This is a genomic window from Leptobacterium flavescens (genome assembly GCF_010671605.1).
GTDB lineage: Bacteria > Bacteroidota > Bacteroidia > Flavobacteriales > Flavobacteriaceae > Leptobacterium > Leptobacterium flavescens.
The window spans coordinates 256,232-278,892 of sequence record NZ_JAABOO010000002.1 but is presented as its reverse complement, the minus strand read 5'-3'; the positions used below and the strand labels follow the sequence as shown (position 1 = coordinate 278,892).

The 22,661-nt window shown below is 41.6% G+C and carries 19 protein-coding genes; 6 read left to right on the top strand and 13 right to left on the bottom strand.

Going from position 1 to position 22,661, the window contains the following annotated elements; all coding sequences use genetic code 11:
* The first annotated feature begins 57 nt into the window (after positions 1–57).
* Positions 58–1,269: an FG-GAP repeat domain-containing protein gene (locus GWK08_RS08770; protein ID WP_163606562.1), complete on the top strand. Its 1,212-nt coding sequence runs from the start codon at positions 58–60 to the stop codon at positions 1,267–1,269.
* Positions 1,270–1,337: 68 nt separating this feature from the next.
* Here the strand turns inward: GWK08_RS08770 and GWK08_RS08765 are convergent, their stop codons facing one another.
* The 7 genes from GWK08_RS08765 to GWK08_RS08735 form a co-directional block, all read right to left on the bottom strand.
* Complete coding sequence (locus GWK08_RS08765) at positions 1,338–4,565, bottom strand: WD40/YVTN/BNR-like repeat-containing protein (protein WP_163606561.1); 3,228 nt, start codon at positions 4,563–4,565, stop codon at positions 1,338–1,340.
* A gap of 117 nt (positions 4,566–4,682) precedes the next feature.
* A complete protein-coding gene (ggt, locus tag GWK08_RS08760; RefSeq protein WP_163606560.1) occupies positions 4,683–6,380 on the bottom strand; it encodes a gamma-glutamyltransferase in 1,698 nt (565 codons plus the stop codon).
* A gap of 365 nt (positions 6,381–6,745) precedes the next feature.
* On the bottom strand, positions 6,746–7,438 hold the full coding sequence (locus GWK08_RS08755) for a hypothetical protein (protein WP_204336037.1): 693 nt from the start codon (positions 7,436–7,438) through the stop codon (positions 6,746–6,748).
* 94 nt (positions 7,439–7,532) lie between these two features.
* Positions 7,533–8,444, bottom strand: coding sequence for a TolB family protein (locus tag GWK08_RS08750; RefSeq protein WP_204336036.1), 912 nt, complete (start codon positions 8,442–8,444; stop codon positions 7,533–7,535).
* 23 nt (positions 8,445–8,467) lie between these two features.
* On the bottom strand, positions 8,468–9,664 hold the full coding sequence (locus GWK08_RS08745; protein WP_163606559.1) for a serine hydrolase domain-containing protein: 1,197 nt from the start codon (positions 9,662–9,664) through the stop codon (positions 8,468–8,470).
* 5 nt (positions 9,665–9,669) lie between these two features.
* Positions 9,670–10,584, bottom strand: a complete 915-nt coding sequence (locus GWK08_RS08740; protein ID WP_163606558.1) for a DUF5050 domain-containing protein — start codon at positions 10,582–10,584, stop codon at positions 9,670–9,672.
* Positions 10,585–10,604: 20 nt separating this feature from the next.
* Entirely contained in the window at positions 10,605–11,513 is a 909-nt protein-coding gene (locus GWK08_RS08735) for a TolB family protein (RefSeq protein ID WP_163606557.1), read from the bottom strand.
* A gap of 153 nt (positions 11,514–11,666) precedes the next feature.
* Between GWK08_RS08735 and GWK08_RS08730 the strand changes: the two genes are divergently transcribed.
* The 5 genes from GWK08_RS08730 to GWK08_RS08710 all read left to right on the top strand — a co-directional run bounded on the left by GWK08_RS08730 (position 11,667) and on the right by GWK08_RS08710 (position 15,981).
* Complete coding sequence (locus GWK08_RS08730) at positions 11,667–13,349, top strand: histidine kinase (RefSeq protein ID WP_163606556.1); 1,683 nt, start codon at positions 11,667–11,669, stop codon at positions 13,347–13,349.
* 5 nt (positions 13,350–13,354) lie between these two features.
* Positions 13,355–14,053 (top strand): LytR/AlgR family response regulator transcription factor, encoded by a 699-nt coding sequence (locus GWK08_RS08725; RefSeq protein ID WP_163606555.1) that lies wholly within the window; start codon positions 13,355–13,357, stop codon positions 14,051–14,053.
* A 101-nt stretch (positions 14,054–14,154) separates the two neighbouring features.
* On the top strand, positions 14,155–14,727 hold the full coding sequence (locus GWK08_RS08720; RefSeq protein WP_163606554.1) for a Crp/Fnr family transcriptional regulator: 573 nt from the start codon (positions 14,155–14,157) through the stop codon (positions 14,725–14,727).
* A 71-nt stretch (positions 14,728–14,798) separates the two neighbouring features.
* Positions 14,799–15,389 carry a luciferase domain-containing protein gene (locus GWK08_RS08715; RefSeq protein ID WP_163606553.1) on the top strand — a complete coding sequence of 197 codons (591 nt, stop codon included), beginning with the start codon at positions 14,799–14,801 and terminating at the stop codon, positions 15,387–15,389.
* Position 15,390: 1 nt separating this feature from the next.
* On the top strand, positions 15,391–15,981 hold the full coding sequence (locus GWK08_RS08710) for an ester cyclase (RefSeq protein ID WP_163606552.1): 591 nt from the start codon (positions 15,391–15,393) through the stop codon (positions 15,979–15,981).
* 163 nt (positions 15,982–16,144) lie between these two features.
* Here the strand turns inward: GWK08_RS08710 and GWK08_RS08705 are convergent, their stop codons facing one another.
* The 6 genes from GWK08_RS08705 to GWK08_RS08680 form a co-directional block, all read right to left on the bottom strand.
* Complete coding sequence (locus tag GWK08_RS08705; RefSeq protein ID WP_163606551.1) at positions 16,145–17,554, bottom strand: alpha/beta fold hydrolase; 1,410 nt, start codon at positions 17,552–17,554, stop codon at positions 16,145–16,147.
* A gap of 150 nt (positions 17,555–17,704) precedes the next feature.
* Complete coding sequence (locus GWK08_RS08700) at positions 17,705–18,628, bottom strand: TolB-like translocation protein (RefSeq protein ID WP_163606550.1); 924 nt, start codon at positions 18,626–18,628, stop codon at positions 17,705–17,707.
* A 4-nt stretch (positions 18,629–18,632) separates the two neighbouring features.
* Positions 18,633–19,553, bottom strand: a complete 921-nt coding sequence (locus GWK08_RS08695) for a PD40 domain-containing protein (protein WP_163606549.1) — start codon at positions 19,551–19,553, stop codon at positions 18,633–18,635.
* 22 nt (positions 19,554–19,575) lie between these two features.
* Entirely contained in the window at positions 19,576–20,514 is a 939-nt protein-coding gene (locus GWK08_RS08690; protein WP_163606548.1) for a TolB-like translocation protein, read from the bottom strand.
* Between the two features lie 27 nt (positions 20,515–20,541).
* A complete protein-coding gene (locus GWK08_RS08685; RefSeq protein WP_163606547.1) occupies positions 20,542–21,306 on the bottom strand; it encodes a formylglycine-generating enzyme family protein in 765 nt (254 codons plus the stop codon).
* A gap of 35 nt (positions 21,307–21,341) precedes the next feature.
* Positions 21,342–22,541 carry a serine hydrolase domain-containing protein gene (locus GWK08_RS08680; RefSeq protein WP_163606546.1) on the bottom strand — a complete coding sequence of 400 codons (1,200 nt, stop codon included), beginning with the start codon at positions 22,539–22,541 and terminating at the stop codon, positions 21,342–21,344.
* Positions 22,542–22,661 lie beyond the last annotated feature (120 nt).

Sequence of the window (22,661 nt, the reverse complement as noted above, 5' to 3'; positions counted from 1 at the left end):
ATGAATTAAGCTCAAAATACCGTAAATTAGCTCAGGATACACACATAAAACTAACAGATGCAAAAAATATTCACACTATGCCTGGCAATCGGAGTTTTACAGGCCGGTTACAGTCAGGAAAATAACGATCAAAAGGGTAAATCCACATCTTTTTACCAGGATGTCACTACAACAAATTTACCCTATGAAGACTTGCAACAATTATCTATGGATGCGGCGATTGCCGATCTGGACGGAGACGGGGACCTGGATATTTTAATTGCGAATGAACACAGGCCCAATATTCTGCTTATTAATGACGGGAAAGGAAAGTTCACTAATGAGAGTGCCTCTCGAATACCGCAAGTAAATCACGACAGCGAAGATATTGGTATTGCCGATTTTGATCTGGACGGGGATCCGGATATTATCGTCGTTAGTGAAGATGATAAAACCAATGAATTGTATCTGAACAATGGCGACGGTACTTTTACAGACGCCGGAAGCAGGATCCCTGTTACGGGAACATCCAATTCTGTGGTCGTATACGATATCAACAATGACGGTGCTCCGGATATTCTGATCGGGAACAATGGTCAGAATAATATATTGATCAACGATGGTAAAGGTCACTTCAAGGATGAGACCATCCAACGTTTCGGCGAATTTACAGATGTAACACAAGACCTTACGCTCGGAGATATAGATGGAGATGGCGATCAGGATATACTGGTTGCGAATGAAGATGCCAACCGGATATTGATCAATGACGGAAAAGGTTTTTTTAAAGATCAGTCTTCCGACAGGTTAGTGTACAGAACAACTCCGGAAGAGACAAGAGAAGTAGATGTGGCTGATATTGACGGAGATGGGGATCTGGATATTCTATACGGTAATGTTCAGGCTTTTGTACCAAATGCACAAAGGCAGAACAGATTGCTTTTAAATGATGGAAAAGGATTTTTCTCAGATATTACCGACACTAACTTACCCAAAGATGATAACCGTTGTTTCGGAGTCGCTTTTCTGGATATAGATAATGACGGGGATGTGGATATTATGACCGGAAACACAAACGGCGCCAGATTCGGCGGTATTACGCCTTTTAGTGTGTATCTGAACGACGGTAAAGGAAAGTTTACCGAAGGAACCGATAGCATTATGCCCGACAGTATCGGAGGAAGAGGTTTCGATATTGATTTTATCGATCTGAATGGAGACGGTATAAAAGACCTGTTCTTAAGTAACAGAGGTTCTCAGGATTTTCTTCTTTTTGGAAAAAAACAATAAACGACATAAAAAAAGTGACTGTATTTTTCATACAGTCACTTTAATATTCCTTTGAGGAGTTACCTCTTCTAATTTTTGATCAGCCCCTGCCCTTCTATCCAGGGTGCACCGGCTTGTTTTAAGCGTCTTTCAATATCAGGGAATACGTTCTCCATAACATTGGTCAGTTTCGCTTTTATTTGCTGCAATTGATTTTTTGCCCGGTTTAATGAGGCTTTCTGCGTTCCGGTAGGTCCGTATGTATTGGAGAAAGCGCTAAAGGCAATGCGGTTTCCATCATTAGGTGTAGGATTGGATCGCTCTCCTATTTCACCTTTTATCGGGTTTCCTCTCAATTCTTTTTGAATAGCCAGTAAACTTACCCGGGTATCATTGATCTTCTGCAGTAAGGCTTCATTTGCTGCCGTTGTCTTATTAGCAGCGCGCTTCATTGCTCCGATCTTTTGCATTTCGCGTGTCATGATCAGATTCGTAGCGGTTAAATCCTGTTGAAAAGCAAAAACCTCTTTTCTGAATTCATGCATCTCATCAAATGACTTTCGCGGTAAAGCACCGTCATACATAGGAATTACATTAAACTCCCTGGGGCCTTGCAAGGTAGTTGTAACCCCATCTACCCGTTTTACTAAGGTTACGGTATAAGTACCCGGGGTAACCATTATATTTCCATCTCCGAAACTGTTGCCGCGCTGCGCCAGCCTTTCTCCTCTTTTATTCGGATAATTCAATCTCCAGTTTACACGGTTAAATCCTTTTTTATTGGTTCCCTGCACAGTATTGATCAGGTTTCCATTTGCATCTTTTATCACTAAAAGTATGGTTGGACCATCCTGATTATTCTCCTTTTCCAAAGCTTCCCAGCCCGGAAAATCAGTATTCTTTTTTTCTCTTGTTTTACGATCGTCTTTTAGAGATTTCACTTTATCAGCCATAAAATAGGTAAACCTGGCCCCGAAAGGTGCATTGGGAGCGATATATTCCGCATCTCCCTGACTACCTACCCTGTTTGAAGGCCGGTACCAATACGCATCTTTGATGGGGAATAACGTAGCTTCTTCTGATAACATAGCCGATGTAAAATTACGTATCGGGGTAATGTCATCTAAAACGAAGAACCCTCTTCCGAAAGAAGCTCCGACAAGATCGTTCTCTCTCCTTTGGATCGTGATATCCCTGAATGATATGGTAGGGACTCCTCCTTTTAATTGTATCCAGTTAGAGCCTCCGTTATACGTAAAATAAATACCGTACTCCGTAGCCGCAAATAACAGATCTTTATTTACGTGATCCTGAACCAGTCTCCAGATCAAAAGACGATCGGGCAGATCTCCGTTAATGATGGTCCAGCTTTTCCCTTTATCGGTACTCTTAAGTATATAGGGTTTATAATCGCCGTATTTATGATTGTCTACAGCGGCATATACTACATTAGCATCGAACAGATCTGCACGAACATCATTTACAAAAGGAACATGACCGAGGCCTTTTATATTACTCAAAGTATATTTGCGCCAGCTTGTTCCTCCATCTTCGGTAACCTGGATCATTCCGTCATCCGTACCTGCATAGATCAGGCCTTCCTGTTTTGGCGATTCCGCTAAAGATGTGATGGTATTATAATTAGACATTGCACCTATATCCCATGCATTATCCCAGCTTTGTTGTTTTCCGTAAATAGGAAGTGTAATACGATCCTGATTTAGTGTCAGATCATTAGAAATAGGTGTCCAGTCATCTCCCCTGTTATCAGAACGCCAAACGCGTTGTGAAGCAAAATACAAACGCTTCGGATCATGTGGACTTACTAAAATGGGTGCATCCCAGTTAAAACGTTCGTAGGGATCTCCCTGTAAAGCCTGGGGTTGTATAAATACTGTTTCCCTGGTAGTCTGATCTATTCTCCATAGGGCTCCTTGCTGAAATTCTCCGTAAGTGATGTTAGGGTTTCCAGGCTCTGTAGCCGATTGATGCCCGTCGGCTCCTAAGGTTTTCCACCAATCGGAATTAGCAATTCCATCGGAACTCGTTGTTTGCGAAGGCCCTCCGTGAGACCCGTTATCCTGTGTTCCTCCGTAGATCTTGTAGAATGGCTTCGAATCGTCTACCGCCACTTTAAAGTATTGGGTAATAGGTAAGTTTCTGACGAATTTCCAGCTCTTAGTCAAATCAAAACTTTCGTACAAACCTCCATCGGTACCAAACAGCACATAATTAGGATCGGAAGCTTTGAATGCCATCGCATGACTGTCGACGTGTTTATTGCGTTCATTCATCGTATAGAATGTTTTCCCGTGATCGTCAGAGATCAGCACGCGATTGTTCATCAAAAACAGTTTTCCTTCATGGTGAGGGGATGCATACAGTTCCTGATAATAATGAGGCCCTGTACCTCCGGAAACCGCATCGGATTGCTTTGTCCAGGATTCGCCTCTGTTCGATGACATAAAAACACCACCCTTTTTTCGATCCAATTCAATAGCCGCATAAATAACATCCGGATTGAAAGGAGAAATAGCTAATCCTATTTTTCCCAGATTGGAACCCGGGATCCCCTTGGTTAATTTAGTCCATGTTTCACCACCATCGGTACTTTTATGCAAGCCTGAACCGGGTCCGCCACCCACATAGGCTGCAACCGTACGATGACGCTGCCAGGTAGCTGCGTACAGAACATCAGGGTCTCTGGGATCGATCACCAGGTCTGTGGCTCCTACCCATTCGCTGTCTCCCAAAGTTCTTTTCCACGATTTTCCTCCGTCGGTCGATTTATAGACACCGCGTTCACCTCCGGAGCTCCATAACGGCCCCTGGGAAACTGCCCAAATAGTATTTGAATCCTCGGGATGAACAATGATCTTCGACAAATGTTCCGAATTTTTCAGACCCATATTTTTCCATGAAGCCCCATCATCGTGACTTACATAGATCCCATCTCCAAAGGCAACGTGACGCCCTCCTACATTTTCACCCGTACCTACCCAGATGGTATGAGTATTGTTAGGGTCGATGGCAATAGCTCCGATAGAGTATGACTTTTGATTGTCGAAAATGGGCTTCCATGTTGTACCGGAATTTGTAGTCTTCCATACACCTCCGGAACCAACGGCTATATACCAGATATTTTCGTTATCCGGATGAATAGCAATGTCCGCAATCCTACCCGAGGTGAATGCGGGCCCGATATTCCTGAGTTGCAAACCTTTAAAGGTCCCTTCATTAAGTTTTTGAGCGTGTAACGGCAGTATCATCGCAAAGAAAATACTCCACAGCACTCCTAGTTTTAAAATTGATCTCATTTTAGTATTATAATTTAGTTGATTCGTTTTGATAACACACTAAATCGCTTTCACCATAAAACAAAAGCATAAATATCTCCCTCTAATGTGCAAGCTGATCCAGTAGTGTGTTAAGGCTTAATATCCTGCTGCCTGTCCGTCTTTACGGCTTTCGGAAGCTCCATGATAAACCTTGTTCTTATCATCCCATAAAATGGCCTGATATCCGCCATAAATACCACGTGCTATTCCGATATTGTGACCTTTATCTATTAAACCGCGGATCGTTGAATAAGGAATACCGGATTCAACCCGTATAGTACCGGTATCTTCGGTGGTTCTTCCCAAAGGACTAGCGCCACCAGTGTGATCCCATCTCGGCGCATCCCCAGCTTCCTGCAGGTTCATGCCAAAATCGATAAGGTTCATTACAATTTGTGTATGTCCCATAGGCTGAAAATCACCTCCCATTACTCCGAAACTAACATAAGGTTTCCCATCCTTGGTAATAAATGCAGGGATAATAGTATGAAAAGGTCGCTTGGCAGGCTCGTAAGTGTTGGCCTGTCCGCGTTTAAGGCTGAATAATTCCCCGCGATCCTGTAACATAAAGCCCAGTTTAGGCGGAGCCATACCGGAACCCATTCCACGGTAATTACTCTGTATTAATGACACCATGGTGCCTTCATTATCTGCCACCGTCATATAAATAGTCTCTCCGGCGGAAATTTCACCCGCTGAATAGGTACCTGCCCTGTTTCCAATAAGTTTTCTTCTGTTCGCGGCATAATCATCCGAGAGTAGCTGCTCAACGGGAACATCAAAAAAGTCCATATCTGCATAATATTTTGCACGATCTTCAAAGGCCAGTTTTTTAGCCTCGGTAAAGAGATGAAGGTGTTCCGTACTTCCAAATTCGATATTTGTAAAATCGTAGCCTTCCAATATCTGTAACATCTGAAGGGCAGCAATACCCTGGCCATTCGGAGGTAATTCCCAAACATCGTATCCTCTGTAATTGACAGATACGGGTTCCACCCATTCCGATTTATGTGCTGCAAGGTCTTTGGCTGAGAGGAAACCTCCCTGCTCCTTGATAAATTTCCCGATGATCTTAGCTATCTCACCTTTATAAAAGGCATCCCTCCCACCTTCAGCAATTTTTCTATAGGTATCAGCCAAATACGGGTTTTTATAGATCTCTCCTTCATTGGGTAGTTTACCACCATTTTGGGTTTTGTAGGTATCCTCGATATTCGGGAAATTTTGCGATTCAAAAAAGGGTATGGTTCGCTGCATATACCATGCAATGAGCTCAGTTAACGGGAAGCCCTTTTCAGCGTATTCAATAGCCGGGGCCAGGATTTCTGTCATCGGTTTTGATCCGAATTTTTTATGAAGTTCAAACCATCCGTCTACTGCACCGGGAACACTAACGGGTAGTGGTCCGTGCGACGGGATCTTTTCCATATTCCGCTTTTCAAAATATTCTAAAGTGAGTTTCTGAGGGGAGCGGCCGCTGGCATTAAGAGCATAGAGTTTTTTTGTCTTTCCGTCCCAGACAATAGCAAAAAGATCGCCACCAACACCACATCCTGTGGGTTCCATGAGCCCCAGTGCAGCATTTGCAGCAATAGCAGCATCTATGGCATTCCCACCCTTTTTAAGGATATCGAGCCCGATTTGAGTCGCCAGAGGATGGCTGGTTGCAACCATTCCGTTTTGACCCAGTACTTCAGATCGGGTTGCATAAGATTTGCCGGTTATTCGGTCTTGAGCATTTACATATTGAGTTGTCAGGAAAACAAATAAAAAACAGAGAAGTAAGTTTTTCATATTTATTTTTTCCTAAAAATACAAAAATTAGAAGCAGATTGAAGGCTCAATTTGTTAAAGAAAATTTGGAACGTTCCCTACTCCCCTCCTCAGCCGTATGCATGTCAAGTTAGCTTCGGAGGGCACTGTAGGCTACATCAAACTTATAGATCGGCAGGCCTTAACTTATGGATAAGTTCTGTGCTTACCCAATAAATATTCGATATCTCTCCTTCTTCGTTATACCTGCTAAAAAACAAGTATTTGCCATCCGGGGTGATACTGGGGCATGTTTCGGTAAAATCGGAGTTTACGCCATCCCCAAGGTTGATCGGTTTTGTCCATGAGCCGTCTTTCTTTTTAAAACAGACGTGAATATCATTGTCTTAGGTCCTGTCATTCTCCTTCCGGGCATCTACCAGTATAAAATCCTGAGACGGGGAAATAAAACCGTGAAGGCCATATTCAATCCCGACTTCGTGTACTTCGGGATATTCGCCATTTTTATTTGGGGCGTAATACATTTTCCTTTTTGAAATGCTCGTGTAGAAAATATCTCCGTTTTTTGCAGCATTCGGATAAAAAACAAAGTCGTCGTTTACAGGCGAATCGAGTTTTACGGCATCGCTCCATGTATTCTCCAGGCGGTTGACGTACCAAACTTTCTCATCGCCGAAAATAGTGTCATAAGCTGCAAAGTATATCCTGTCGCCACCGGGATGTACAAAGGCTTCAAATTCATTCTTTTTCCTGCCTTTGGTGAAATTTGCAATTTCCGGTTGGGTCCATTCACCTTCCCTGAGTTTTGAGAAATACACATGCGGAACCCCATCTTCCCCTTCACCTGAAAAATACATTTCATCTATCTCAGGAGAAAAGGAAACCGCATATTCATATCTCCCGTTTACCGATACGGTACCCGGAGCAAAAATTTCGGCAGTACTCCCCGGTGGTTTTTGTCCGAAATAAGACGCTTCTACAGTGGATGGATCATTTTCTTCCGGTTGTTGCTTTTTGGTATTGCAGGCATTTAAAAACAGTGCAGCTACAAGTATCAAAATAAAATATGTCTTTTTCATTATTTGCCTATTTGTGTTTGCAATTAATAATTCTAACCCGTTAGCCGGCTTGTTCACTAAAAAGACCTACCGGACCTTTTCCATACCTTCTGCCCTATCTGGGCCTGAGGTTCTCAATAACCTGTGTAGATACCCAGTAGATATCTACCGGAGGTTCATTGCTTTCTGATTTTTCCCTTCGATCAAAAAAGAGATATTTCCCGTCGGGTGATACCGTCGGATAGTTTTCGGCATTGGGGGTATTTATCTTGTCGCCCATGTTGATGGCAGGGCCCCATGAACCATCGGCTTCCCGAAAGCTGATATAAAGATCGGATGATCCGTATCCGCTGTCTCTTCTGCTATCCCATATAATATAGGATTCATCGGGTGCGATAAAGGGATGTGCATTATAAATACCTGTGGCAAACTGCTCTCCCAGCGATTTAGGTTCTTCATATTCGCCGTCTACTAAGCGTGAATAGCGCAGAGGTGTATCCAGTTTTGGGGTAAAAGTATCAAAGTAATAAGTGTTGTTGGAAGACACCGAAAGCCTCATAATATCAATATCCTCAAAAGGCTCACCAATGCTTTTTAGTTCTGACCAGCCCTCATCGGTGCGTTCCATATATTCTTTTGCAAAATAGATGGTCTTCCCGTCGGGAGAAATAGATGGTTCACTCACCCCCTGTCTGATACCGGACTCCTGCCATTGATTATTTTTATATTCAACAACAGTCAATACATTGGACTTAGCATCTTCGCTAAGTGGTCTCTTGATAAAGTAAAAAGCTTTCATATCTACCGAAAACATCCCTTCAATTTCGCGGTTTTCTGCAGTATTAACAATGCCGGGAGCAAAGACTTCAGGAACCAGGTCCGGTGGTTTTTGCCCCAGAAAGGGATCCTCTGTAGTTGATAAAGCACTGTCTTCCGAGTGTTGCTTTTTAGTATTGCAGGCATTCAAGAACAGCATAACTACAGCTATCAAAATAAAAGAGGTCTTTTTCATTGCTTTACTTTCCATAATCTTTGGTAACGATTCTGTTATTACTTAATAAAAGCCGGTAAGATCCTTTCTGCTGTCATCTGCAAAACACTCTTCTCCAGTCTATGGACAGTGGTCACTACAATCAGATCGAGTTCTTCGATCAGGATGATACATTGCCCGCTTCCTCCCTGAGCAGATGTGCTGAAATAGATCTTATTACCGGCCTTCATGTCTGCCTGCCACCAGAAATAACCATATCCGGTGTTAGAGATATCGTCATAATCGGAGAAATTTTCATCATCGCTGTGGCGGACAATCCTGTTGATCGCTCTGGTGACAAACGCTTCCGGGATCAGCTGTTCGCCATTCCATTTACCTTTGTTCGCAGCCAGGATACCCCACTTAAGCATATCCCGGGATGTCATGCTCGAGCGTGAACCGGCTTCAGGCAGGCCGCTAATAGCAGTTTGCCAGTTATAATTGGTAATACCCATTTTGTCCAGGAGTTCTTTTTTAATAAAGTCTTTAGCGGATCCCGGTACGACAGCTTCAATGACCTGCATCACCATGACCGGATTGAAATTACCGTATAAAAATTTCTGAGACTCTTCGGTAATGGGTGCGCTATACTCAAGAATAGTTTGAACCTGCTTCTGGCCTTTTAACCGGCTCGGATTTTTCTCGAATTCTTCTCTCTGTTCCTGACTGATACCAAGCCCTCCACGCATAGTCAACGCCTGATGAAGCGTGATCTTTTCAACACCCACAGTAAATTTTGCCGGGTCCAGGTCTTTCAGAAAGCTGACCAGCGGCTTGTCCAGATCGGCCATGGTCAGATAACCTAACTGTATGGCACGGCCCACAGCCATGCTTGTATAGGATTTGGTAGCTGATGCCTGCGGATGGGGCAGGTTGATGCGGCCACGCAAATAATAGGACTCGAAGAGGAGCTTACCCTTGTGGGCAATAAGAAAGCTGTCGAAGTTACCATGTTTACCGGCTGCGATCTCCTGTGCCAGTTTAAGGATCATCGCTTTATTGCCACCATCGGCTCCCAATTTACCCACGGGAATACCATCTTTTCTACGGGCTGGTGATGCATCGACAAAGGCATTTTTAAGTACCGGGATGTCCCGGAATGAAAGTGTGGCCTCAGAGGTTGTAGCCTCAGGTGCGAGGCCATCACCTTGTTGAGCAAAACCACTATTTGTCAGTGTAATAAGTAATAAAAGAAATAATCCTGTTTTGTTTTTCATAATTCTTAATATTTGGTTGTTTTAAACCACGCAACTTGCCAACCACCCTGAGAGGTGATCTTTCTTAATGATGAGCCATCTTTATTTATGATATAAAGGTTTGATCTCCTCTCTCCATTCTCGTCTTTCTCCCTTTTTGATTGAAACATGATTTGAGAACTATCAGGAGACCAGGATGGTCCTCCATCAGAACCAATACTATTAGTCAATCGTTTTTGATTGGATCCATCGATATTCATGACATAAATTTCACGATCTCCGCTTCTGTCAGACGAAAAAGCAATATGCTTACCATCGGGTGAAATCTTGGGGTGCCACGCATTAGTACCGTTATTTGTTAGCGCAGTGATATTTTTACCATCTACATCAGCGATGTATATTTCGCTCTTTTTATCTCTGAATTCCGCAGAATAGACAATTCTTCCATCCGGAGTAAAGGAACAGTTCCCTCCAACCAGTGGTTTTATTTGTTTTTCACCACTACCGTCAGAATTCATTATCCAGATTTCATATTGCCAAATTCCCTCCGGATCTTTATACTCTCTGGCAAAAAGGATCTTCTTTCCATCTGCAGACCATGAAGGGGTACTATCCCACTTATTTTTTGCATGTGTTAATCTTTTTCTATTCGTACCATCAATATTTACGGTATGAATAGACCATGTCTTTTTTCCATCGTGATAGGAATAAAAAGCGATCTTTTTCCCATCGGGAGACCATGCAGGATAACCGTGATCTCCGTTAGTAAGCCTTACTGTTGATGTACCATCTAAATTGGTAATACAAATTCCGTTTGACCCAAAAGCAATCGGGTATTCTGATGCTCTGGACGTGCTGCTTTTTTGACCAAAAACCGTTAAGCCAAGCAACAAAGTAATTGAGGTTACGATCTTTATGAGTTTCATATTATTTACTTCCATTGAATGTGTTTTTTATTTATTTAATTGTTTCTAAAGACTGTAGGTTGCCAGCCAGGTCCAATCTTTTTTAAAGAAGAACCGTCCTTATTCATGATATAAATACCATTATCATCTTCTCCATTTATTTTTCTTTCGGAATGGAATATTATTTTGGAGCCATCAGAAGACCAACATGGCCCTCCGTCAGAACCCTCATTATTAGTTAATCGTTTTTGATTGGATCCATCGATATCCATAACATAAATTTCACGGTTTCCATCTCTCTTAGACATGAAAGTGATATGCTTACCATCCGGTGAGATTTTAGGATCCCACTCTTCAGCTTCATTATCTGTTAGGTGAATAATGTTGCTCCCATCAATATTCGCGATACTTATCTCACTTTCTTTATCCCTGTATTCCGAATGAAAAAGGAGCCTGCCATCCGCTGTAAAAGAAGGCCCACCACCGCTTAATGATTTTATTTGCCTCTGTTCGCTACCATCAGAGTTCATGATCCAAATTTCATAATGCCAGGCTCCTTCCGGATCCCTGTAATCTCTTCCAAAAACTATTTTTGTTCCATCCGGCGACCATGTTGGCATATTATCCCATTTGTTTTTTACATGAGTTAATCGTTCTTTATTCGTACCATCATTATTCATGGTATGAATAGACCATGTTTTTTTGCCATCATGATAAGCGTAAAAAGCAATCTTTTTCCCATCCGGAGACCAGGCCGGATAGCCATGATGACCATTGGAAAGCCTAATTGTTGAAGTACCATCTAAATTGGTAAGACAAATTCCATCGAACCCATAAGCAATCGGATACGATATAGAGGTAGAATTTTGCGGATCAGGATCGTTTACTTTCCGATCTTTCGTATTGCAGGAATTTAAAAGCAGAATTAATACAAGTATTAAAATAAAATACGTCCTTTTCATCATTTTCAATTTGTTTTAATAGCTTTTCACCATACAAAAGATGTATTTTTCTTTTAAGTATTCAATCTAAATTTTGCCAACTGCTCTGTACGCTAATGAACTGCTCATAAGAGGATCATTATTATGATTATCTTGCATCAATAAACCTCATTCAAAATGAACTCGAGATCTTTACCCAATTTCCTTTTAATATGCTTCTTGCTATTGGTAGCCTCCTGTTCTCAGCCCCCTGTTTTTATAGAATACCAGACACTATCCAAGATTGGTGATCAAAAAGAATGGGCTGCTAAAAACTGGAACGATGAAGACTGGGATAAAAGAAAGCCGAAATTGAAAGGTGGTGAGGTATTCTGGTCCAGGACCCCAATAGATATTTTAAAGGCCCCGGATACGCTACACCCATATGCTATCCGACCTTATCTTTACGGTGAGTATGAAGTTTTTTGGGATGGGGTTTTGATCGGTAGAAATGGTAATCCCGGACAGGAAGCAACTTTAGCCCCGGAAGGTAAAATGTTTGCTCCTTTTATCATTCCTCCTCACCTGAGTGAAGAGGGAGAACATATGCTGGCCATCCGATCAAGTCTTTTTTATTTTCCGGGTCATGTTGGTATGAAAGTAGATATCGACAAGTATGATGCTTTATTAACAGACCGGCTTATCCAAACTTCCTATATGCACATTTTTGCAGGTGCTTTTTTAATCGCTTCCATCTACTTTCTTTTTCTGTTTCTGGGTAATAAAAAAGAGTATCGCCTGCTTATTTTCAGTATCTGCTGCTTTCTCTTTTTTATATTAAATCTCGCAGAATTTATTACAAGCTATCTGCCTATACATTACAGGCATCATCGTATTCGACTGGAAACTATCGGTATCCTGATGTTTGGGATCTCTTTTTTGATCCCCTTCTATTTCTCCAAGGAATTTCCTTATCCGAAACGAAAGATTGCTTTAATTGTTTATGCTGTAATACTGATGTTCACATTTTTCATCAAACATGATTTCTTCGATTTTACAGCCCGGAATATGGCTATATGCATGTGGGTGTTCTCCTTTGGTATTGTGGTTTTTGGTGTTTATAAAAAAATGAAAGGTGCCCGTCTCATATTGTTGACACTCCTCCTTTCTATGCTGGTAAATTTTGTTACCAAATTTAACATAGGTCTTATTATAGGCTTTAGTATTATTCTTCTTGGAATGTTTTATTTGCTTTCTCTCAGAATCAAAGAACAACGACTTGCTTATGAAACTTCTTTGGTCCAGTCTACACGCCTGCGCCTGGAACTGCTCAAAAAGAATATTCAGCCTCATTTCCTGATGAACACCCTTACCTCCTTAATAGACTGGATAGAAGAAGCTCCTAAAAAAGGTGTTTTGTTTATAGAAGCCCTGGCTAAAGAATTTGATCTTTTTAATCAGATAGAAAACAAAACAATGATCCCTATTGCTCAGGAAATAGAACTTTGTCGCAGACATCTTGAGATCATGGAGTACCGGAAAGAAATAAACTATTCCTGGCAGCAGGAAGGCATAGACTTCGAGGAAAAAATACCGCCCGCCATTCTTCACACTCTACTGGAAAACGGAATTACGCACAGCTTGCCTCTGGAAGATAATAGTATTAAATTTAAGCTTATTTTCGAGTCGAACAGTCAGTACAAGTCCTATACATTTTTGACGTTTGCGACCCGTGCAAAACAAACGACAGCTGAAAGAGAAGACGGTACGGGGCTGAAATACATAAAGGCCCGGCTTACGGAGAGCTATAATTCCAAATGGGATTTTATCTCCAAACCTACAGATCACGGCTGGAAGAACATCATAAAAATATACTCCTGAAGAGAATGAACATTTTAATCGTTGAAGATGAATCCAGGATCGCCAAAAGAATCGAGCGAATGACGCGCGATATTTTGGGGAATGCCTTACAATCGCTAAAGCATATAGACAATCTCCATGATGCCTTGTGGCATATTGAGAACAGTTCGCTGGATCTTGTTCTCCTCGATCTGAATCTAAACGGGGAAAGTGGCTTCGACCTGCTTACCACGGCAGTATCCGGGGCATTTCATACTATAATTATTTCTGCTTATAAAGACCAGGCAATTACGGCTTTTGAATACGGGGTCCTGGATTTTGTGCCGAAACCCTTTAACAGAGACCGGCTGGAACAAGCCTTAAACAGGGCCATTACCCAAGAAATTATAGAAACAAGTACGATCAAATATTTAGCGGTAAAAAAAAGACACCGTATACAGCTTATCCCTGTTGAAGATCTGCTATACATAAAAGGTGCCGGCACCTATACCGAGCTCTTTCTGGCAGACGGAAAAAAGGAATTACACGATAAATCCCTCGAAAAGCTGGAACAGTTGCTGTCCTATTCTTTTGAACGTATCCACAAATCATATTTGGCAAAAATGTCTGAGATAAAGGAAATCATTGTCGAATCCGGAAGCAAATACATAGCTGAGCTAAAGAACGGGGCACGTATCCCTATCGGAAGAACCAAATATAAAGACATAAAAGCAAAGTGGCTTTAGAGTGTCAATGACGGTACTAAAACCCCCTCTCCTATTTACAGGCATCTTTAATTAAATCTTTTTGGTTATATTTCCATTTACACAGCCAAATAGCAATTCTATTGGAAAAATTAGCCCAACATATTAAAAGTCATCTAGCAATTTCTGATAAGACATTAGGGCTGATAACGGACAGGTTCTCTGAAAAGAAATACAGGAAAAAAGAGCACTTGCTCCATTTTAATTCCATTTCCCGCCATGTCTATTTTGTATCAAAAGGTTGCCTTAGAACCTATATTACAGATTTTAATGGTGTGGAACACAACATTCATTTTTCTGTTGAAAATTGGTGGGCAGGTGATTTAGCCAGTTTTGTTGAAAAAACACCGGCAAAATACAGGATCCAGGCACTGGAAGATACAACCGTTCATGCAATAAATCTGAATGATTGGGAATACCTGGTCCGGGAAGTGCCGGAGTTTCTTAAATATTCAAGGATTCTTTTCCGGAATGATGTAATCGCTCAACAAAACAGAACAGTGCAAAATCTGTCCTATACTGCTATGGAGCGTTATGAGCATTTTATTCAAAACCATGCAGATCTGGCTCAAAGAATTGCTCAAAAACACATAGCAAGTTATCTGGGGTTAACACCAGAATTTCTAAGTTTACTAAAGAAACAGTACACCAGCTGATTTCTTAATCTACCTTATTTTTTTTCTTTCTACCTCTTTAGACCTTTGACCCTCAGGAATTAACTCTTTTGATGTATCGATTTTTTGTCATAGCAGCATTTATGCTTTTTGCCCATGAAAGAGGCAGTATTGATCCTTCGATAGTCAAACAGAAAAAAGAATTTGAAAAGATGTCAGTTAGAAATGAAAAATTTATTCTCCCTCTCCGGGAAGGGGAAACTCCGGAAATAGGGAAAGTCCCGCCGCAATTACAGTATTCAGATAAAAGTCCGAGAGAAATTTATAAAAAGTTGCATGACTGGATGTTCTCTACTTTTCCAAAGGTCAGAAAGGAAGCAACGAGGATCTCAGTACCAACAACCGTTGCTATGTGGCTGGATGAAAACGAGGATGTCGGGCATATCGATGCATTTATGATTCCTCCGGGGGGCAGGGAATTCACACATTTACATTTGGATGGAAGCATACACACGATTGTTGCAACCGAAGTAGAAAATGAAATTATGGATAAGAAATGGGGCGTAAGACATATGTTTTATGATCAGGGTATAAAGGAAATCCTTGTATATGCCCCACGTGATGAAAATGATTTAGAGGTTATCAAAAAGGTAATTATTAAATCTTACGAATACGCAACAGGTCTAACATTTAATCAACAATAACATGAGAAGTACTAAAGTCATAACAAAAACAATTTTAACCGCTCTTATTGCAGTATTAGCTCTTTCTTGCAGTGACAACAGAGTAGCGGAATTACAAAAGAAGGTAGACGAGCTCCAGGCCATAGTGGATGCGCATAATGCCGAAAGGGAATTAACCAGGAAACAGCTGGAAACATTTGATGAATTGGATCTTGTAGCATTCAATAACCGTGATATGGAGAGATTGGCAGAAATTCATGCCGAGGATGTGAGGGTTATAAATCCTAATGGTGCTTTAAGTACACCATACGCTCCACAACATCTTGAGGAATTAAAGTTCCTTTTTGAAAAATTCGACACGAAAATACCCGAACATATTATTGGTTTCGGATATGGAGAATGGACCGCTGGGGCCAGTATTACAAAAGGTAAATGGGTAAAGCCCATAACATTGCCAAACGGAAAGACATTACAGCCAACAGGTAAGGAATTTGAAATACATGTTGCTACGCTTGCAAGATGGAAGAACGGAAGAATAGTTGAAGAGCACCTGTTTTGGGACAATGCCCATTTAAACAGTCAAATTGGCCTGGATTATAATAATGCGAAATAGATGAGAACAGTTCATTCGATCTTGTTCCCCTGGATCTGAATCCAGGAGGAGAAGTATCTGAAATAAAGGAAATTATTGCTAAGCTAAAGAACGGGGCACGTATTCCTGTCGGAAGAACCAAATACAAAGTTTAATAATATGGTTTTGCCCCGCTCTTTCAGATCTATTTTAATAGTGTGTTACTGTCGCGTACCACTTTATTCTCCAGTTTTTTTCCTTTTATAAATTTTGAAGCAATCGATGCAAAACTATCCGGAGCAAATAATGCTATAAAATGTGGTGCATCCTGAATACGGATATAAGTTATTGCATTGTTGTTTTTTGTAAGCTCTTCAAAATGACGGGTAGCACCGGAAAGATGGGTTTTAGGATCTAAAGTTCCATGTAAAATCAAAGTTGGAGGCATTTTATCCGGAGTTGCGGCAAAATATGCATCCTTTTTATAGGTAGGCATAGAGTTTTCAGCTAATAATCCCGGAAGCGGGCTTGTAAATAATAATTCTTTTGATGCTGTTGCTACTTCACTTTTCTTTAATTCCGGCCTCAGATTATTCTCAGAAGATGATATTACCTGCACCAGCGGAATTGAATTTACCGAGGTTTTATACTTAGCACCATAGGAATTATAAAACTCCGTAATACTACTGATCGCATTATTTAAAGGTGTAAGATCATCTGCAGACAAAGCACGTATGATCTCAGGTATTTTGTTTCTCACCTCGGGGATGTCCAACATCGTTCCGAAGAGTCCCGCTAGATCCGGTACAGGTATTTTTTCCTTAAACTCCGCATCTGTCCGGGATCGTTGAATGATTTCCTGTAGCTGAGAAGCTAATGATGGCGTACCAGCCGGTTGCTGCTTATCATAAAAGTCCAGTACGGAACGTCCAATATCATTGACTACAAATGATCTGCGACTTAAATCGTAATCATCATCATCCTGCAAGGGCACCAGGGAATCCAATATAACCCCATCAAGGTTTACCGAATTTAACTGAAGAAGGCGTAATACCAGCTGTGTTCCGTAAGATACCCCGTAAATATATTGTTTTCCTTCTCCGCTTAAATTGTTGATCAAGAAGCTTAAGTCATTTGCTGCGTTTGTAATGTTGAAGGCTTGCACATAGGATTGATTTTTATACATATGATCAAAACAAGTGCCCCATTCCTGATTTACAAGGGCTATCCCATTAGGAGAATCCACCCCCTCTTCTTTCGGGCATATTTTACTTGAAAAGCCGGTACCTCTGTGATCCGGAATAAAAATATCTAAATGAGGAAATATCTTTGAAAACTCAGTGACTAATGGATATAGGCTGGCGCCGGATTCTCCGGGACCTCCGGGAATCAACCAGATAGAACCTTTTTTCTTTTTTACCGATGGAAATTTCCTGACAAATAAACTGATAGAGTCTTTATTGTCCGATTGATAATTAAGAGGCACTTTTATGGTGGTGCAAAATGATGATTTTAAGTCGTCCGAATTATCCAGATCGGTACATTTTGTAAATTGAGCTTGTATGCCAAACGTAATAAATAGATTGACCAGGATTAAAATTTTAATTTTTGACATTGAATACTTTGTTTTCTTTTTCTGATATTACCGGGAAGTAAAAATTTAACTGTTTTCGTATTTTCTGCTTTTAAGCCCAACAAAGATGCTTTTTTATCTGATGTGTTCAAACTAAATTTTATCAACTTCTCTACATAGTTATGAACTACTCTAAAAATCGGGTCTAAGGCCCTCAATAACCCGGGCATCCACCCAATAAATATCTCCATCATCATCTCCGCCTCTGTGGAAGAATAAATATTTTCCATCGGGTGATACACTGGCACACATTTCACATTGATCTGTGTTGATTTCAGGTCCAAGGTTATAAGGTTCTGTCCAAATACCGTTTTTATTGAAGCTGATGTACAGATCACAGTCGCCATAGCCTGAAGTGCTTTCACCATCGTAGATGATATAGCTTTCATCGGGTGCAATGTATGAATGAGCGATCCACTTGCCACCGGGAAAGTTTATTTCCTCTCCCATTTTTTCAACGCCGGTATACTGACCTCTCTGATTTGCAGAATAATAAATACCTCCTTCCCCGGGTTTGGTATCTTTTTCTTTTGAAGTAAAATACAGATTCCCGTTCTCTGAAGATGTTATATACATGGTAAATCTATCTGCAAACGGTTTTTCCAAAGGTATGGGCTCACTCCAGCTATCCCCCTCTTTTTTACTAACCCATTGATGCATTCCTCGTCTGGCAGTTGTATCGGGAAGTGGCCTGGTACTACCAAAATAGAGCCGGTTTCCTTTGGGACTGATGTGTGGCTCAAAGTCCCATCCTGTATCTGCAGCAAAAAATGCTGCTTTCGGTTCCGACCATTTGCCATCGACTAATTTCATAGTATATATTTCATTGTCTTCTCCTGCTTTCCTTCGCGTAAAGAACAACTCATCCATTTCCGGAGAGAAAGTGATGGCGAACTCCTTGCTGTCGGTTGAAACAATACCTTGCCCAAAGATCAAAGGGGTATCAACAGGGATCTGGTCACTGAGTATCGTAAGGGTTGATCTTTTTCCGTCCCGGCAAGACGTAATAAAGACAAGCAGGAAAGTCAAAACGAGGAAGGTTTTTACCTGTTTCATATTCTTAAGGTTTTAATCTGTTGATCACTTCAGTACTCACCCAGTAAATGTTCGGGTTCCCGCTTTCTTCATCATATCGGTTGAAAAATAAATATTTACCGTCAGGAGTGAGTGTGGGACTTCCTTCTCTGTAATCGGTATTTACCGGGCTTCCAAGATTGATCGGTTTGGTCCATGTTCCATCCTTTTGTCTGAAACAAACATGAATATCCTTGTCTTTTGATCGATCATTTTCTTTATTAGCTGTTACTACTAAAAAATCCTGGGATGGAGAAATAAACCCATGAGTTCCGTAGTCGATCCCAACCTTGCGTCCTATGGGAAATTCGCCATTATTGTCAGGCGCATAATACATTATCTGCTTCCTGTTTGCCGACTTCATATAATAGAGATCGCCGTTTTTAGCCCCATTCAGGTTAATAGCCTCCTCATTATTGATGGGCGAATCCAGTAGTTTTGCCTCGCTCCAGGAATCCCTGTCACGGTTTACATACCAGATCTTAAGCGGATATAGAGAATCGTAGGTGGTAAAATAGATCCTTTCTCCATCAAGGCTTACCGTTGCACTAAACTCATCCCTTACTCTTCCTTTTGTGAAATTTGCTTCTTTAGGCTGAGTCCATTTACCATCTTTAAGCTTTGAGAAATAGGTCACTGAATGCCCTTCTATGGTAGGTGAAAAATACATTTCATCCATCTCCGGAGAAAAGGACACTCCGAATTCATACCTTCCTTCCACAGAAACAACCCCGGGCGCAAAAACTTCAGGAGTTAAACCTGGTGGGCTTTGCCCAAAATAAGGACTTTCTGTAACGGATGATTCACTGGTCGGTGCATCGCTGCCTTTTGAACTCTCTTTTTTAGTATTACAGGCACTTAAGAATAATACCGGTATAAGTATTAAAGTAAAATATGTTCTTTTCATAGTTTTTAATTTTTAATCACAGTTAGGGTCTGAGGTTTTCTATAACCTGCGCATCTACCCAGAATATATCTGTATTTGAGTATTTATCGGTTGGTTTTACTTTGCCTACATTCCTGTTAAAGAAAAGATACTTCCCGTCCGGCGTAACACGCGCACCGAATTCCGAAGCACTTGTGTTTATCTTGTCTCCCAGCTTAATTGCTTCACCCCATGAGCCGTCCTGCTGTCGAAAACTAACATAGATCTCGGCATTCCTGGGACCATCATTTCTTTGACCATCCCAAAGAACGTAGGATTCATCTGCAGCAATAAAAGGATGTGCATTGTACTTTCCGGTATTGATCTCTTTAGGAAAAGGTTTGGGTTCCTCACGTTCTCCGTTGATCAATCTCGAGTATCGAAGAACACTATTGCCACTCTCGGTAGCCTCATCAAAAGCATAGGTTCCTTTAGAGGAAGCCGTAAGGCGCATGATAGGCATGTCTTTATACGGGGCGCCAAGGCTTTTTATATCTGACCAGCCATTTTCGGTACGCTCCTTATATCTTCTGCCGAGGTGCATGGTCTTTCCATCAGGCGAGATAAAAGCTTGTCCTACCCTGGGCGATATGACAGATTCCTGCCATCGACCATCCCTATATTGAAAGGCCATAAACACCTGTTTCTTATCATCATCGGTCTCCCCGATCTCCCTGATAAAATAAAACTCCTTCATATCGGGTGTAAAGACACCGCCAATTTCCCAGTTTAATGTTGAAACAAGTCCGGGAGCAAAGATCTCAGGCGTTAAACCGGGTAATTTTTGTCCGAGATAAGGGCTTTCTGTAACGGATGATTCAGCGGTCGGTACATCGTTGCCTTTTGAGTTCTCTTTTTTAGTATTACAGGCATTTAAAAACAGTGCCGTTATGAGAGTTAAAGTAAAATGTGCCTTTTTTATTGTTTTTAGTTTTTCGATCATATTACCAAATTTTGATGCTCAAGTCAGTTATTCTTTTTTATCCGAGGCCACACGAAACCCAAAATATTCATACACTTCACCGGTAAAAGGGCTGCCATAGCGATAAGCAACACTGCTAAAAGAGGCTCCAATGTGCCAGCCACCGCCACGTATTACATTAGCGTCTCCGTTAGCTTCGCCTCTGGGGTTGTTTTTAGGGCTGTTGGCATAATAGTCGCCTCCATAGATATCCATACACCATTCCCAGGCATTACCGCTCATATCATAAAGCCCTAATTCATTTGCTTTTTTACTGGCTACCGCCTGAGGGCTTTTGCCGGAATTACCATCATACCACCCCACTTCATCAATGCCATCGGCGCCACTGTATTTGTAACCTTTAGACTTATTGCCACCACGGGCTGCGTATTCCCATTCTGCCTCATATGGGAGGCGTACCTTTTGGCCCAGCTTATCAGAAAGCCAGTTGGTATAATTTACAGCATCCTGCCAGCTTACATTTACTATAGGGTGGTTGTCTTGCCAACCCCAACCGGGCTCTTTGGGCATGGCTGTTCCCGTGGCATCACAGTAATAGCGGTATTGCGCAACGGTAACTTCGGTTTGGCTGATATTAAAACTCTTTAGGGTAACCTCGTGGGTGGGTCGCTGGTCTTTATTACCTGAGCCCCACTCATCGCCCATCGTAAAAGTTCCGCCTTGTACATGTACAAATTTTGGCAGGTTTTGCCCGAAGCCAATGCCGCTAATTAAAAGAGTAATTAGACATAGTAATCGTGTTGTGTATTTCATTGTTTTGAATTTTTATAATGTTTGGAGTAGTCCTATCACTTAATAAAAGCAGGCAGGATCCTTTCTGCGGTTATTTGCAAGGTCCCGTTACCGTCATTATTATGACCGGTAGTCACAATAATGAGATCGAGCTCTTTAATTACAATGATAAACTGGCCGCCACCACCCTGAGCCGATGTACTGTAATAGCTTTTATTGCCATGTTTCAGATCTGCATTCCACCTGAAATAACCATATCCCTGATTAAAGACATCTTTACCCCCGCCGTAGACATCATCATCACCGGTATGGAGGACCCTGCTGTTTGTTTTGGCTATAAACGCTTCCGGAATAAGCTGTTCCCCATTCCATTTGCCTTTATTCATGGCCAATATTCCCAACTTTACCATAGCGCGTGATGTTATGCTCGATCTCCATCCTGCAGCCGGCAGGCCACTAATCTCATTCTGCCAGTCATAATTGGTAATACCCATTTTATCGAAGAGTTCATTTTTAATAAAGTCCCGGGCGCTGCCTGGTACGACAGCCTCAATGACTTGCATAACCAATTCCGGATTGTAATTGCCATAGGAGAAGTGCTGAGACTCTGTGGTAATTGGTGCGCTACGCTCAAACAGCGCCTGAACCATACTCTGGCCCTTTAACGCAGCGGGGTTTTTCTCGAATTCTTCACTTTGTTCTTTACTGATACGAAGCCCGCCACGCATAGTCAATGCCTTATGCAGGGTGATCTTTTCTACCCCCTCAACAAATTTTGTCGGATCCAGGTCTTTGAGAAAGCTAACCACCGGTTTGTCCAGATCGGCCATGGTAAGATACCCCAGCTGAATAGCACGACCCAATAACAAACCGGTGTGAGCTTTAGTTGCTGATGCCTGCGGATGTGGCAGGTTGATGCGGCCCCGTGTAAAATAGGATTCAAATAAGAGCTTGCCCTTATAAGCAATAAGAAAGCTGTCGAAAGTACCAAGTTTATTATCGGCAATCTCTTGAGCCAGCTTTAGGATCATTTCTTTATTACCACCATCAACACCTAATTCGCCTACAGGAACCCCGTCTTTTCTATCGGCTGGCGTTGCATCCATAAAGCCGTTCTTAAGTATTGGAATGTCCCGGAATGAAAGTGTGGCCTGGGTGGCGGTAGCTTCGGGTGCAAGGTCGTTACTTTGCCCCTGAGCAAAGAGGGTACTGAATGATACAGCACATATCGACATTAATAATCTGGTAGTTTTCATCTTTTCTTTCTGTTTTATCGGTGTTGATGTTTTATTAAGTAAACCTATTGAATAGGCTGAATGAAAAATGGTAAAATAGACGAACCTTAACTTCCGACGGCTATAAGATGCTTAGCAACA